Raw genomic sequence first — 13,909 nt, 5'->3', positions numbered from 1 at the left:
CGACAGCGCGGGCGCGCGGCGAACCGGTGGGGGCATCGCGACGCAGGCCACGCCGCTCACGACCTGCCGAGACGCGGCTCCAGCCTCAGCAACTCCATGATGCGGTGGGCATCCACGGGGCGGGCCACGTAGTCGCTCGCGCCGGCGGCGAGGCACCGTCCCCGCTCCTCGTCGGTCAGCTGCGACGCGACGACGACGATGGGCAGCGCTCCGAAGCGCGCGTCCTTCCGCATCGTCCGCAGGACGTCGTAGCCCGCGTCCGTCATGGGCACGAGCAGCACCACCCCATCCACCTCGGGCGAGTCCCACAGGACGCGCAGGGCCTCCCCCATGCTCTCGGCGTGGAAGCTCTCCAGCCCTCGCGACTCGAGGACGCTGATGAGCGAGAACACCTCGCGGATGTTGTCGTCCACGACGAGGACCCGGTGCCGCGTGGGCCGCTCGAGCAAGGCCTCCTGACGCATCAGCGCCTCACGCGAGTCCACCGGCTCCCACCCAGCCACCTCCGACTCCGCATCCTCCCGGGAGCCCCCGGCGAAGTCGGTCGCCGACAACTCCATCGCCTCCAGATGAAGCGGCGAGCCGACGCCCGCCTCGACCACCGCGTCGCGCCCCCCGACCTCCGCGCCCACGTAGACGTCCGGCAGATAGAGCGTGAACGTGCTGCCGCGCCCCAACTCACTCGCGACCTGCAGCTCTCCGCCCAACAGGCGCGCCAGCTCCCGGCTGATGGACAGGCCCAGCCCCGTGCCGCCGTACTTGCGGCTCGTGTCCGCCTCCGCCTGCTGGAAGGCCTCGAAGATGCGCTGCAGCTTGTCCTGCGGGATGCCGATTCCCGTGTCCGCCACGCTGAACGCCAGCACCGCCTCGGCGCGGTTGAGCACGTCGCTCTCGAAGTGGAACAGCCCCTTCGCCACGGGCGCGACGCGAAGCTCCACCCGCCCCACGTCCGTGAACTTGAACGCGTTCGACAGCAGATTCCTCAGCACCTGCCGCAGCCGCATCGAGTCGGTCCGCAGGGAGCGCGGCAGCCCACCCGACAACACCACGCCGAACCCCAACCGCTTCTGGTCCGCGACGTGCTCGAAGTCCCGCTCGACGAGCGACTTCACCTCCGCCAGCGAGACCTCCTCCGCGACGACCTCCAGCTTCCCCGCCTCCACCTTCGACAGGTCCAGCAGGTCGTTGATGAGGTCCAGCAGGTCCACGCCCGAGGCGTGAATGGTCCGGGCGTACTCCGCCTCGCGAGGCCCCAGCCGATGGTCCGAGTCCTCCGAGAGGACCTTCGCCAGGATGAGCAGGCTGTTGAGCGGCGTGCGCAGCTCGTGGCTGATGTTCGCCAGGAACTCGCTCTTGTGCCGTGACGCCACCGCGAGCTTCTCCGTGAAGCTCATGTTGTCCGTCAGGTCCTTCCACACGCCGGAGGCCCCCGTGTCCGTGCTCGCCCCCTCCACGCCCACCTGCCGGGCCACCCGGTTCACCTCCCGCGCGAAGTCCGTGAGCCGCTCCACCATCGTGTTGACGAGGGTCTTCAGCTCCAGCGACTCACCCCGGACATCCACCTCCAGCGTCTGCGTCAAATCGCCCCGCGCCACGGCGCCGCTGACGCGGATGAGGTCGCGCACCTGCACGGTGAAGCTGCTGGCGAGCACATTCACGCCGTCCACCAGCTGCCGCCACGCCCCCGACGCATCCGGCACGTCGACCAGGCTCCCCAGCCGACCCTCCACGCCCACCTCTCGGGAGACGCGGGTCACCTCGCGCGTGAGCAGGACGAAGCGCTCGGCCCCGGCGTTGAACGTCTCCGCGATGCGGTCCAGCAACGGATGCGTCCCCGACACGGGCACGCGCCGCGAGAAGTCACCCTGGTGGGCGGCCTCCATCGCGGCCAGGAGCGCGCGCAGCTGCGCCTGGTCGCTCCCCGTCTTGTGGTTGCCATCGTCTTCCAAGCCTTGCTCCCGAGACGCCGCACCCGTCATGCCGACGCGGCGCGCGCCCTCTCACGACGCCATCTCGCGGCCACCACGAACACGCGTCGCGGTCTCGCTCATCCCGAGCGACGCTACGCGCTCTTGCGACGACGCATCATCGCCTCGTACGAGCGGCCCACGCTCTGCGAGAGGATCATCAACTCGCCCACGTCCGGCGGCGTGAGCTGGTCCGGGCCGTTGTCCACGTAGAGCAGGTGCACGACCTTGCCCCGCACCAGCAGCGGGAGGATGACCGCCGTCGTCGGGAAGCCCCCGCCCAGCAGCTTGTAGAACACGGCCATCGCCGCGTCCCGGCGCACCGGGCCCACGTAGTGCGAGCGCGTGTCGCGCACCAGCCGGAACGTGCTCTGCTCCCGCAGCGCCACGCCGATGCGCCGCACCGCCGACTCGCGCACGCCGGAGCCCATCCCGTGCCAGCCCGTCACCAGGCTGCCCTGCACCGACAGCAGCAGGTTGCGCCGCCACTTGCCCATCGCGAAGCGCAGCACCGTGCGCGCCACGTCCTCGCGGTCCAGGCTGCGCGACAGCTCCGCCTGCGCCTCCGCGAAGGACAGCGGCGTCGGCGGCGGCGCGGGAGGGGGCGGCGTCGGCGGCGCCGCGGCCACGGGCGGCTGCGCCACCGGCGGCCTGGGAGACATCTGAGCCACCTGCATCGGAGGCTGCGCCACCGGCACGCCCACCTGAATCGGAGGCTGCGCTACCGGCACGCCCACCTGCGCCGGAGGCTGCGCCACGGGAGGCTGCACCATCTGCACGGGAGGCTGCGCCACGGGGCGCTGCGGCTGAGGCGGCGCCACGGGCATCGGCGGCGCCTCGAGCACCTCGACGCCGGTGATGACCTCCTCCTCGCCCACCTCGATGTCGACGTCGCCGTCCGCGCCGCCGCGCAGGGCCTGGGCGTAGAGGGACTGGAACTCCTCCTCGCTCATCAGGTCGGGCGGCTTCTCACGCGACTTCGCGAGCTCGACCTCCTCCCGCGAGCCGGGCTTGGGGCGCGGCCGCACCGCGTTCATGTCGATGGCCCGGAGGGGCCGGAACGCCTTGCTGTAGCGGCGCAGCAGCTGGTTCATCCGGAACTCGGGGATGACCACCGGCACCACGCGCTTGCCCGTCTTGAACGCAATCGCGTCCAGCGTCGTGAAGTCGTGCGGGTTGACGACCGCGACGCTCAGCCGCGTCGCGTCCACCCGCATGGGCAGCAGCTCCTTGTCGTCCGCCTGGTTGGGCGGCACCAGCTCCAGCGCCTTCGGGTCCGGCACCATCTCCCCGGAGGCGAACGCGGCGTTGTGCAGCGCGCCCAGCGTCTTCGCCAGGTCCTGCTCGGACAACAGGCCCAGCTCCACCAGGTTCGTCCCGAGCCGGCCGCCGTGCACCACCTGGGCCTCGAGCGCCTCCTCCAGTCCCTCGGCGGTGACGAGGCCTTCCTTCAGGAGCTGTTCACCCAGGCGCATGCCGGGCTTGTAGCCGTGCCCCATCCCCCTCCGCAAGCACGCCGCCGCCCTCGCCTAGTCCTCTGGATGATGACTGAGCGCGACGCGATTGCCCTCCGGGTCTCGCACGTACACCGTCCACTTCGTCTGGTGCTCCAGCGTCACGCCCGCCTGAGTAAGCTCGGACACCACACCCTCCCGCTCCGAGCGGGCGATGCGGAACGCCAGCAGGAGCAGGCCCGGGTGCTCGTGGCGGAAGGGGCGACCCTCGGGCTCGCCGCTCGACGCCTCGATGGCCAGGAAGCCGCCCCCGGGCACGCCCACCCAGATGCTCCTCAAGGTGCCGTCCGGCCTCGGATGCCGGGCGAGCTCGGGAAAGCCCAGCAAGTCTCTGTAAAACGCCGTCACCCGCTCGACGTCCCTCGCCTGGATTGCCACGTGGTGGAAGCCCTGAACGTTCATGGGGCCGGATGGTATGGTCCGCCCGCCCATGGCGCGACTGCTCATCGTCGAGGACAACCACGAGCTGGCCTCCCTCATCGTCTCCTCGGCCCAGGGCCGGGGCCATGACGCGCGCGCCGTGCACACGGGCGAGGCCGCCCTGGAGGCGCTCAGCCCGGGCACGCGCTGGGACGCGGCGCTGGTGGACCTGCTCTTGCCCGACATCCGGGGCAGCGAGGTGCTCGGCGCCCTGCGCGCCCATGGCATCCCCGCCATCGCGGTGAGCGGCGTCTACAAGGGGGACCGGTTCGCGCAGGAGGCCGTGCAGATTCACGGCGCCCGCGGCTTCTTCGAGAAGCCCTTCGAGCTCATCCAGGTCCTGGAGGCGCTGGAGAAGGCCGGCGGCTTCGAGCCCGTGCCGCGCGCCCCGCCCCCCGTGGACGAGGCGGCCGCGCAGGACGTGCTGCTCGACGACGCGGACCTCATCGTGCTGGAGGAGCTGATGCCCACCCCGGAGGACGCGGGGGAGGCGGGCTCGCCCATGCAGGCCATCCCCGACTCCGCGCCGCTGCCCGGCCTGGAGAGCGAGGAGCCCGCGCTCCCCCTGCCCTTCGCCCACCGGGGCAAGGTGTGGTCCGGCGAGCAGGCGTCCCCCACGCCCGCGCCCGCGAAGGCCCGGCGCGCCCTGCCCGAGTGGTCGCTGGCGGGGGACCTGAAGGACACGTCCGTCGCGCGGCTGCTCAACGCCTATTACGAGTCGCGCCACCACGGCGAGCTGAAGCTGCGCCAGGGCTCCGTGCTCAAGGTCGTCTACTTCGAGTCCGGCCGCATCGTGTACGCCGCCTCCAACCTGGCCCATGAGCGCTTCGGCCGCTTCTGCGTGCGCCGGGGTGTGCTCGACGAGGCGAGGCTCGCGGAGGTCGCCACCGTCGCGAAGGAGCAGGGGCTGCGCACGGGCGAGGCGATGATTCGCCTGGGCCTGTTGGACGCGGGCCGGCGCAAGCAGCTGCTCGAGGAGCAGGTGCGCGAGCTGCTCTGGTCCACCTTCCCCTGGACGGAGGGCGCGTACGGGTTCAGCGCGATGCGCCCCCAGCGCGCCGACCTGGTGAAGCTGTCCGTCTTCCCGGGGGACTTGATCCTGGAGGGCGTGGAGAAGACGGAGACGCTGGTCGCGCTGCGCCAGCGCATGTCCGCCGGACGTCGCCTCTTCCCCACCGCCGACCCGCCGTACGGCCTGCACGAGCTGAAGCTGCAGGGTCCACAGGCCCTGCTGCTCGCGTACGCCGACGGGAGCAAGACGGTGGAGGATCTGCTCGCGCTGGTGGACGTGTCGGAGCGACAGGCCCTCGCCACGCTGCGGGGCCTGGAGCTGCTCGGGGTGCTGGAGGAGCGGCCGGAGACGCCCAGCCGCCGTCACCGCATCTCCTTCGGGCTCTGAGCCGCCCCGTCAGCCCTCGCGGCGACGGCGCAGCAGCCGAGCCACCGCGAGCAGGCCGAACAGCGCCGCGCCCGAGCCGCCCTGCGAGCAACCACAGGACGACGGCGGCTCACGGTCCAGGGTCCCCGACACCGGGACGCCCTTGAGGAACACCTCGCCGCTGAAGCGCGACGAGCCCAACAGCCGGGGCCGGGCCACGTACGTCAGCGTGCGCTGCGCGTGGGCCGGGAGCGACACGCCCTCCACCGAGAAGCCGCCCTCCGTCGCCTGCTCCGCGAGCGACTGTCCCTCCACGCGCACGCTGCCGGGCACCACGTCCATGCCCTCGACGTGCTCGACGTAGCGCAGGCCCGTCACGTCACACGCGGTGGTGTTGCGCAGCGCCACCACCACGCCCACCAGGCCCGTCTCCTGTCCCGCGGCGGCCTCCGTCTCATGGCGCACGTCGACGAAGGGGTCCGCGACAATCGGCACCGAGTGCACCCGGTCCGCCTGACCGCCGCCGCTCGCGCTGGCGGTGACGCGCAGGGTGAGGGACTCGCCCACCAGGTCCTGCAGCCCCGTCTCCCGCGTGCTCAGCGTGACGCTCGGGCCCGACAGGGACTCCTGCGTGAGGGCCGGGCCGGACTCGCGCGACCACGACAGGCTGACCTCGCTGCAGGCGTCGGCGGGAATCTCCTGGGTGAGCCGCGCCGTCGCGCCCTCGCCACATCGGGCCACCAGCGCCTCACCGTCCAGCTCCCCCAGCGCGACCGGGCGCGCCTGCGCCGTGAAGGTCTCTCTCGCGCGCCCCGCCTCGACGGGCGTGGGCCCGTCCGAGAACAGCTCACCGCGCACCGTGAAGGGCGTCTGCGAGCAGACCGCCGGGAGCGTGAAGCGCCACACCCCGGGCACGGGGACGACGTCCGAGGCGATGGGCTCACCGGACGCGGACTCCAGGAACATGCGCGCCTTGAGCGCGTGGACGCCCGGGCAGCGCAGCGACGTGCCCAGCCGCGCCTCCGCGTCCTGGCCACCCGACAGCTGCATCGACAGGTCCAGGCTCGCGGCGGAGACGTCCTCGGGGGCAGGTGCCGCCTCCACCTTCACCCACGCCTCCGGCCCCTCCAGCACCGTCCCGTCCTGCAGCGACAGGCGGTTGCGCACCGAGAACGTCAGCGAGGCGCTCGCGCAGCCCTCGGCCGACACCTGGAGCGCGCGCGCCGTCACGGGCGCGGACAGGTCGACGGCGGCGCCAGCGTCATCCCGCACCGTCAGCCCCGCAGGCACGGTGGTGCTCCCGTCCGCCAGCCGCCACACCGTCTGGACCCCGGGCAGCGCCTGCGTGCCGGCGCACGGATGCAGGAAATCCGGACGCACCTCCACGCTCTCGCCCGAGGTGAACCGGCGGACCGCGTCCGGCGCGAAGGGCGCCAAAGGACGGCCCCAGGGCTGCACGTCCACGCTGAACGTCGTGGGCGGCGAAGGCGTCTGGCCCCGGTCCCTCGCGCGGACCTCGTACGTGTAGCGCGCGCCGGAGGCCGCGCACAAAAACTCCGGCGGCACGAAGGTGGCGCTGCCACCGTTGCCCTCGGTCACCAGGACGGGCTGTCCCGGAGGCGAGCTCCACACGTAGTCCACCGACTCGCACAAGCCCGCGCCGGGGGACGCGGTGAAGACGCGCGAGGGGCCTCCCGCGCTCGTCGAGGCCTGGGCGGGCTGCACGCGCGGCGTGGCGGGCCCCGCCGTGTTCTCGACACGCACGTTCACCGTGGTCTGCCGGTCATGCGTGCCCAGGCCGTCGGCGGCGAAGACGATGAGCTGCGTGGTGGTCGGCTCGCAGACCTCGGGCGCGGTGAGCGTCAGCGTCACCGCGTCCGGACGAGGCGTGGCGCTGACGTTCAGCGTCGACTGCGCCGCGTCCACGGAGACGCGCACCGCGTCGCCGTCGGGGTCCGTGGCGGTGATGTCCAGCGTCCGCGTGGTGCGCTCGTCGATGAGGACCGGGTCCGGGAAGGAGCCGAACACCGGCGCCGCGGCGTTGGAGTAGTAGATGACGTTCGGCTCGATGTTGCTCAGCGTGAGCACGCAGAAGGTCGGGTCCACGCAGGACACCTGGTTGAACGGGGCCGACACGGGCAGCGACGCGCCCGCGAAGGCGGGATGGATGCGCCACGTCGTGCCCGAGTCCGCCGCGCTCGCGGTGGGCACCGCGCCCAGGACCACCGGCTCCCCATTGCTGTCGACGCCCACCGCCAGACCGAAGCCCGTCCCCCGGGCGCTGCCCTGCTCGGTGGTGAGGTCCACGGACGTGATGCTCACCGGCCCCGAGCCATGCAGGGTGACGCGCTGGAACGTGTCGTTCGGTGGCACGCCCGACGTGAGCTGCCCCCGGAAGAGCCCGTCCTGGTTGCCCAGCAGCGCGACGGGATGGGGACCGCTCGTGGCGAAGAGGTCCAGCGTCAGGAACGGGAGCGTCGTCAGCGCGGTGGGCACGCTGAACTCCGCCAGGCGCTGGTCGCCGCGCACGTAGATGAGGTTGGGCGGCCCGACGACCTGGAGGAGCGCGTGCGGCACCGCGCCCGCCGTGTCCGTCACCCCCATCACCGAGGTCGCCCTGAACTGGCTCGTCTGCAGGATGCGCGTGTTCCAGGGAAGCACACCGGTGCCGGACGGCGTCGCGCCCAGCACCAGGATTTCGTTCGTGTCCACGGTGATGGCCGCGTAGCTGCTCCCCGACTGCGTCTGCATCACCCGGCGCACATCGAACACGGTGGAGGTGGGAATCTCGGGGATGAACTTGGAGTCGGGCAGGCAGCTGTCGTACGCGTAGAGGGTTCCATTCGCGTGCACGCCGGCGAAGCAGCCCGTGGACGTCAGCAAGGTGCCCACCGCGGGAGACAGGAAGCGGAAGGCCACCTGCTCCTCGTTCTCGAAGAGCTCGGCGCCCGTGGAGTGCGCCAGGGCCACACGCTCATGGCCCCAGGCCCGCACGTCCCGGGGCTCTCCCGGCACGCCGGGCCCCACCTTCCATTCCGCGGAGGCGACCGCGGACACTCCCACGCAGAGACAGATGAGGATGCCGGCGCGCACGCGAGACTCCTAGTAGGCGAGCTCCGCCCGCAGGTAGAGCCGGTCCTGATTCTCCGACGACTCGGTGGCCAGACCCAAGCCGCTGAAGCCCAGCAGTGTGTACCCCACGGCCATCCGGAGTCGCTCATCCATCCGATAGGCCACTTCCGCCCGCACCGCCGTCAGCCGCTCTCCGTCCAGGGAGGCCGTCCTGCGCGCCGCCTCCGCCGCCACCTCCACGGCCCCCACCACCCGGACCGCCGGACGCACCGTGCCGGTCCACACCCACCGCGACGAGCCCCGCAGCTCACTGCGCCCCGCGTGCAGCCCGGCCGCGACGGAGAACCGGTCGCCCAGGCGCACCGCGGGCATCAGCGAGAGGATCTGCAGCGCCCTGTCTCCGAACGCGGCCCGAGTCCCCGGCAACAGCTCTCGGGTGACACCGTAGCGCGCCACCACCAGCCACGGACCGGGCCTCCAGGCCAGCGCCGCGTAGCCCTCCAGCAGCCGGGCCTCCAGCGCGTCGTCGTTGACGGTGCGCGCGAAGTCCACACGGCCGGAGGCCGTCACGTCGCGCGGCAGCTCCGCCTCCGCCGCCAGCGCCACCACCGTCTGCAGCCGGTCCACGGCCTCGGTCGCGCCCCGCTCCGGCGTGCCCTTCTCGCGACGCAGCTCGAAGCGGCCCTCCAGTCGCAGCCGGCTCAGGAGCAGCTGGCCGAAGACGCCTCCCGCGTCGCGCCGCAGCGGCGGGTCCAGGTCCAGCAGGCTGCGCACGCCGCGCTCATAGCGCGCGCCCACGCTCAAGCCGTCGAGCACCGTCTTCTGGAAGCCCACCGCGCGAGACATGCGGAGGGTGGAGGCATCATGCAGGCCCACCTCCTCGACGAAGAGCGCCGTGCCGCTGTCGGGCAGCTCCGTGCGCGCGCCCGTGAGCGTCCGGCCCGCGCCGAAGTCCGGCCCGTCGACGTCCACCGAGTAGCCGCCGTAGTACACGTCCGCGCCACGACGCGACTCCACGTTGGCCCAGGCCCGGGGCCCCAGGTCCGGCCCCCAGCCGCCGCGCACGTCCACGCGCGTGTCGCGGCCCAGCGCCACGTCCACGCCCGCCGCGCTGAACGTGTCATCCACCCGACCGGGCCCCGCGCCATGCAGCGCCAGCTTCTGCCGGTGCGACGCCTGGAGCCACAGTCCCTCGAGCAGCCGGTAGCGGCCCGCGACACCCACGGAGGTGCGGCCTCCCGTCAGCGCCTCGCCCTGCCCCACGACCTCGGCCGCCTTCAAGCGCGCGTCGCGCGCCTCCACGCTCACGCCCCAGGCGGACTCCTCCCACCCCACGCTCGCGCCGACGGTGCTCGCGGAGAAGGGATGGTCGACGAAGGGCTCGCGCGGGTCCGCCGACTGACGTCCATCCGCGAGCAGCGACAGGCGCAGTCGGCCCAGGGGCTGACGCACCCGCAGCGCCAGTTGCTGGAAGCGCGCCGCGTCCAGGTGCGCGCCATCCGAGAAGCCCCGCGCGCGCCAGCGGTAGGACGCATCCACGGAGCCATCGCCGGAGAACCCCGGACCGCGCAGCCGCAGGCCCAGCGCCTCGCCGCCCGTCGCGACGGCGCCCGTCGGACGCAGATAGCTCAGACCTCCGTCATCCGAGACGCCGAAGAGCCCCGCGTCCACCGCGGAGCCGCGACTGGAAGCCCCCTCCGCCTCCAGCGCGTAGCCACCGACACGCGCCGAGGCCCGGCCGGAGTAGAGCGTGTAGGGACGGCCCTCGCCGCGCCCCTCCCGCACCGCGGCGAGCCCCACGCGGGCACCCTTCCACTCGGCCCACAGCTCACCGCCGCCGGAGTCCTCGGTGTCCATGGAGCGCAGCGCCGCGTAGTCCGCGACGAGCACCGGCTCCGGCGCCTGCGTCACCATGTCCGTCCGGAAGAAGGTGTCGCTCGCGAGGAACGACAGCGGCCGGGACAGCAGGATGCGGCCCGCGAAGTAGTCGATGTCGTAGTCGCGACCTCGCACCAGGTGCCGCTCCGCCAGCGGCAGGCCCGTGACACCGTCGCGCACCTCCACGCGCAGCAGCTCCGAGCCCTCCGCCACCGACACCGCGCCCAGGTAGTAGAGGCTGCCGCCCGTGGCGCGGAGCTCCTCGTGCGCGGGGACCGCGGCGAGCCCTCGCGTCGGGTCGGTGAGGCTTCCGCCGAACGCGTCCACGCCGGCCCGGAGCGCTCCGTCGCGCGCGTCGGCCGACGTCGCCAGCTCCGCGTAGGGACCGAAGAGCGGACGGTGATAGCGGCCCACCTCGCGGTCCTGCACCAGCGCGCGATAGGTGCCCAGGCCCGCGCGGCCATGCTCCGCGTGCCGGGCCTCGACGCGCAGGCGCGCCTCGGAGGCGTTCGGCGTCAGCGACACCGAGTCATCGCCCCACTCCGCCGGAGAGAAGTCCGGGTCCGCCACGCGCTCGAAGCGCTCGGGCACCCGGGGACGCAGCCAGTCCGGGAGCTCCTTGCCGCGCAGCGTGCGCGCGTCCGTGTCGCGCAGGTCCACCTCGCCCACCACGTCCACGGGCCCCAGGCGCAGCTCGGCGTGCGCGGAGCCTCGCCCTCGCAGCTGCCAGTCGCTGTCTCCCGGCGCGAACGACACCTCGACATCGAGCAGGGCCACCGCGAAGGGCCGCGCCTCCGCCTGGATGTCCAGCAGCAGCTCGCGCTCGCTCGCGCCCGGCGGGGCCAGTACCAGGGGCACGCGGTTGAGGCCCGGGGACAGCGTCACGGGGACCTCCACCCAGCCCTCCGGCCCCACGAACAGGGGCTCTCGCCCCACGCCGCGAACCAGCGTGCCCTCACGGGCCTCGACCTTCATTCGCGCGACGCCGGTGGCCGCGCGCTCGTCACGCGCCGCGGGGAGGCGCACCGAGCCCAGGAGCTCCAGGGGCCTGGGCACCACCAGCCAGCCCTCGGCGCGCTGCACGACGTCGATGCGCTGGCGATACAGGCGCACCGAGCCATCCGGCGCCGTCGCGGTGATGGCCAGCTCGTTGGCGCCCGCGATGAGCGGCACCCGCGCGCTCCAACCGCCGCGCGCATCCACCTCCGCCTCCGCGGCCCCCACACGCACGTGGTCCCCCACGGACGCCTGCCCCGCCACCCGGAACAGCACCGCGCCCTCGCCCGACGCGACGCTCGCCACCGGCGGCGCGCGCTCGAAGGACAGCCCCAGCGACGACGCCGACGCGGGCCTCGTGCGCACCGCGAAGTCCTGGAGGACGACGGCGCCCCAGGGCACCTCCACCGTGGCGGCCTCCGGCGTCACCTGACTCGTCGCGGGCAATGAGCGCGCATCCACCTTGAGCCGATGACGCCCCGGCCGCAGGTGCAGCCCTCGGGTGACCTCCGGCACGCGCGCGTCCACGCCGGTGAGGTGGAAGCGCCCGTGCGAATCGGTGAGCACCTCGCGTCCCGTCGCCAGCACCAGGCGCACCTGCGCGATGCCAGGCTCGTCCGCGCCACAGCGTCCGTCACCATCCGTGTCCTGGCACACGCGCCCGGCGATGGTCGACGCCAGCGACGGCACGTCCATCGACGCGCCCTGCGCCCGGGCAAGGCCCGCCCAGAACACCACCAGCAGGAGGCCCAGGCCCGAGCGTCTCACGGTCGTACCTCGGCCAGCGCCGTGACGCCGGTCTCCACGTCCGCCACGGAGACACTCACCGGCGTGGCCGCGCGAACCGTGAAGGACGTGCGGCCCTCGCGGACCTGCTCGGCTTCCCGCGCGCCCTCCGACAGCGAGACGTGCACCCGCCGACCCTCGAGCGTGTGTCCCTTCGCGTCCTCCAGCCAGTACGTCACGCGCGTGCCCTCCACGCGGAGCCGCACGTTGACGGGGACCTCGGGCGCCACGCGCACCGTCTGCGTCAGCGGCTCGGGCACCAGCGGCGGATCCAACGGATACGCCTGTCCGTCCTTCGTCAGGACATGGAGCGTGCGCACCAGCCCCGTCCACACGCCGTGCGCCACCACGTGCGCGCCCGGCGCCAACACGCCCAGGGACACGGTGCCATCCGGGCCTGTCGTCAGCGGATGCCCGTCCACGCGCAGCGGCTGTGAGGGCACCGGCTGGTCCGCCAGGTCGGACACGCCCGCGAACAGCTCGCCGCCGCGAGACCACACCGCGATGCGCGCGGGCTCACTGCCCAACGGCCCCCAGGCCCGCGCACGCAGCGCCACCGACTCCTCGCCACCCGAGGCCGGCGGAGACCATGTGCTCAAGAACTGCCCCGGCGAGGTCTCCTGCGCCACGGAGAACTCCCCCTCGGGCGCCTCCAGCGCCAGCATCACCCCGGGACGCGGCCTGCCGAGCGCATCCCGCGCTCCCACCGACACGTCCACGCGGGAGCCGCGGTGCACGAGCGGGTCGGCCACGGACATCGTCAGCTCCGACGCGGGCCCCTGCGCGAGCTGGAGCGCGAGGCTCTCCTTCGAGCCCGCGCCACGCTGAGGCCACGCCGCCTCGATGCGCTCGTCATCCGCCAGCGTCTTGGGCGCGGTGTAGAGCCACTCCAGCATGCCGCCCGCCGCGCGCGTGCCATTCGACAGCGTTCCCCGCCGCGCCTGCGCCGTCACCTTCGCGTCCTCCACCGGCTTGCCCAAGGGGTCGCTCGTCGCGCACACCAGACGCGCTCGCGACACCCCATCCGCCGGCAGCCGCTGCGGCTGGAGCACACACGCCAGACCATCCGTGGGCGGCAGGTTCAGGTCGATGCTCTCCCGACGCACGTTGCCCGCCCGGTCCACCACGCTCCCCTTGCCGAAGCGATGTCCCGGCGGCACGACGATGGGCAGACGGAAGCGCCCGTCCGGCCCCGCCGTCACCGGGCCGAAGCTCTCACCGGCGATCTCGATGGAGATGCGCGCGTCCTTCTCCGTCGTGCCCGGCAGGTTCACCGACGCGGCCAGCGGCACCAGCACGCGCCCATAGGCACCGTGCACGGACTGCGGACTGGGCCACGCGGAGAACGCGACGAGGATGGCCACCTCCGGGTAGCGCGTGTCCGGCAGGATGTAGCGCGCGCGATACGTGCCCGGCTCCACCCGCTCCAGGTCCGCCACCCGTCCGGTGCTCACGCGCACCACGGGCGGCGCGCCGCTGTCATCGGCCGTGCCGTCCGGCCGCAGCAGCTTCACCGTGAGCCGAGCCTCCTTGTCGCGCCCCTTCACCGGCGCGGCGGGCTCCAGCGCCAGTTGCACCTCGGTGGCCGGAGGCCCCAACACGAAGCGCGCCTGCGCCTCCAACCCATCCACCTTCGCGCGCACCACCACGTCCCGAGCCCCCGGCCGCGGCACGACGACGTACGTGCCCAGCGGCGGCCGAGCCCCGCCCGGCCGGAGCTCCGCGCCCTCCACCGTCACCACCGGCTTGCCCACCCACGGCACGGGCGTACCCGAGGCATCCCTGCGCACCAGCGCCAGCGGGAAACCATCGGGCGTCACCGCCGATGACGGTCCAAGCAGCTCGAGCGTGTCGGCCCAGGCCGAGGCAGCGCACACGCATAGCAGCAGGAGAACTGG

The 13,909-nt window shown here is 73.2% G+C and carries 7 protein-coding genes; 1 reads left to right on the top strand and 6 read right to left on the bottom strand.

Annotated elements, in window-relative coordinates; all coding sequences use genetic code 11:
- Positions 1–56 precede the first annotated feature (56 nt).
- The 3 genes from K8625_RS39635 to K8625_RS39625 form a co-directional block, all read right to left on the bottom strand.
- Positions 57–1,949, bottom strand: coding sequence for a hybrid sensor histidine kinase/response regulator (locus K8625_RS39635; protein WP_223785633.1), 1,893 nt, complete (start codon positions 1,947–1,949; stop codon positions 57–59).
- A gap of 113 nt (positions 1,950–2,062) precedes the next feature.
- A complete protein-coding gene (locus tag K8625_RS39630) occupies positions 2,063–3,442 on the bottom strand; it encodes a general secretion pathway protein GspE (RefSeq protein WP_223785632.1) in 1,380 nt (459 codons plus the stop codon).
- Positions 3,443–3,496: 54 nt separating this feature from the next.
- Positions 3,497–3,883, bottom strand: coding sequence for a VOC family protein (locus K8625_RS39625; RefSeq protein WP_141323825.1), 387 nt, complete (start codon positions 3,881–3,883; stop codon positions 3,497–3,499).
- A gap of 13 nt (positions 3,884–3,896) precedes the next feature.
- Between K8625_RS39625 and K8625_RS39620 the strand changes: the two genes are divergently transcribed.
- The gene (locus tag K8625_RS39620) at positions 3,897–5,300 is read left to right on the top strand and encodes a response regulator (RefSeq protein WP_223752025.1); all 1,404 of its coding nucleotides are present in this window, start codon (positions 3,897–3,899) and stop codon (positions 5,298–5,300) included.
- Positions 5,301–5,309: 9 nt separating this feature from the next.
- Here K8625_RS39620 and K8625_RS39615 read toward each other — a convergent pair whose 3' ends face one another.
- The 3 genes from K8625_RS39615 to K8625_RS39605 form a co-directional block, all read right to left on the bottom strand.
- Positions 5,310–8,372, bottom strand: coding sequence for a hypothetical protein (locus K8625_RS39615; protein WP_223785631.1), 3,063 nt, complete (start codon positions 8,370–8,372; stop codon positions 5,310–5,312).
- Positions 8,373–8,381: 9 nt separating this feature from the next.
- The gene (locus tag K8625_RS39610; RefSeq protein WP_223785646.1) at positions 8,382–11,921 is read right to left on the bottom strand and encodes a flagellar motor protein; all 3,540 of its coding nucleotides are present in this window, start codon (positions 11,919–11,921) and stop codon (positions 8,382–8,384) included.
- A gap of 68 nt (positions 11,922–11,989) precedes the next feature.
- Complete coding sequence (locus tag K8625_RS39605; protein ID WP_223785630.1) at positions 11,990–13,888, bottom strand: hypothetical protein; 1,899 nt, start codon at positions 13,886–13,888, stop codon at positions 11,990–11,992.
- Positions 13,889–13,909: the final 21 nt, after the last annotated feature.

Source organism: Myxococcus sp. AS-1-15, from assembly GCF_020037055.1.
Taxonomy (GTDB): Bacteria; Myxococcota; Myxococcia; order Myxococcales; family Myxococcaceae; genus Myxococcus; species Myxococcus fulvus.
Note: the sequence above shows the minus strand (reverse complement) of the source record. Positions and strands in the feature narration are given on the sequence as shown.

What these genes read in the sequence shown, in the direction of transcription:
- K8625_RS39620 (WP_223752025.1), top strand. Translation starts at nt 3,897, where the DNA reads ATGGTCCGCCCGCCCATGGCGCGACTGCTCATCGTCGAGGACAACCAC.
- K8625_RS39630 (WP_223785632.1), bottom strand. Translation starts at nt 3,442, where the DNA reads ATGCGCCTGGGTGAACAGCTCCTGAAGGAAGGCCTCGTCACCGCCGAG.
- K8625_RS39610 (WP_223785646.1), bottom strand. Translation starts at nt 11,921, where the DNA reads ATGGACGTGCCGTCGCTGGCGTCGACCATCGCCGGGCGCGTGTGCCAG.
- K8625_RS39625 (WP_141323825.1), bottom strand. Translation starts at nt 3,883, where the DNA reads ATGAACGTTCAGGGCTTCCACCACGTGGCAATCCAGGCGAGGGACGTC.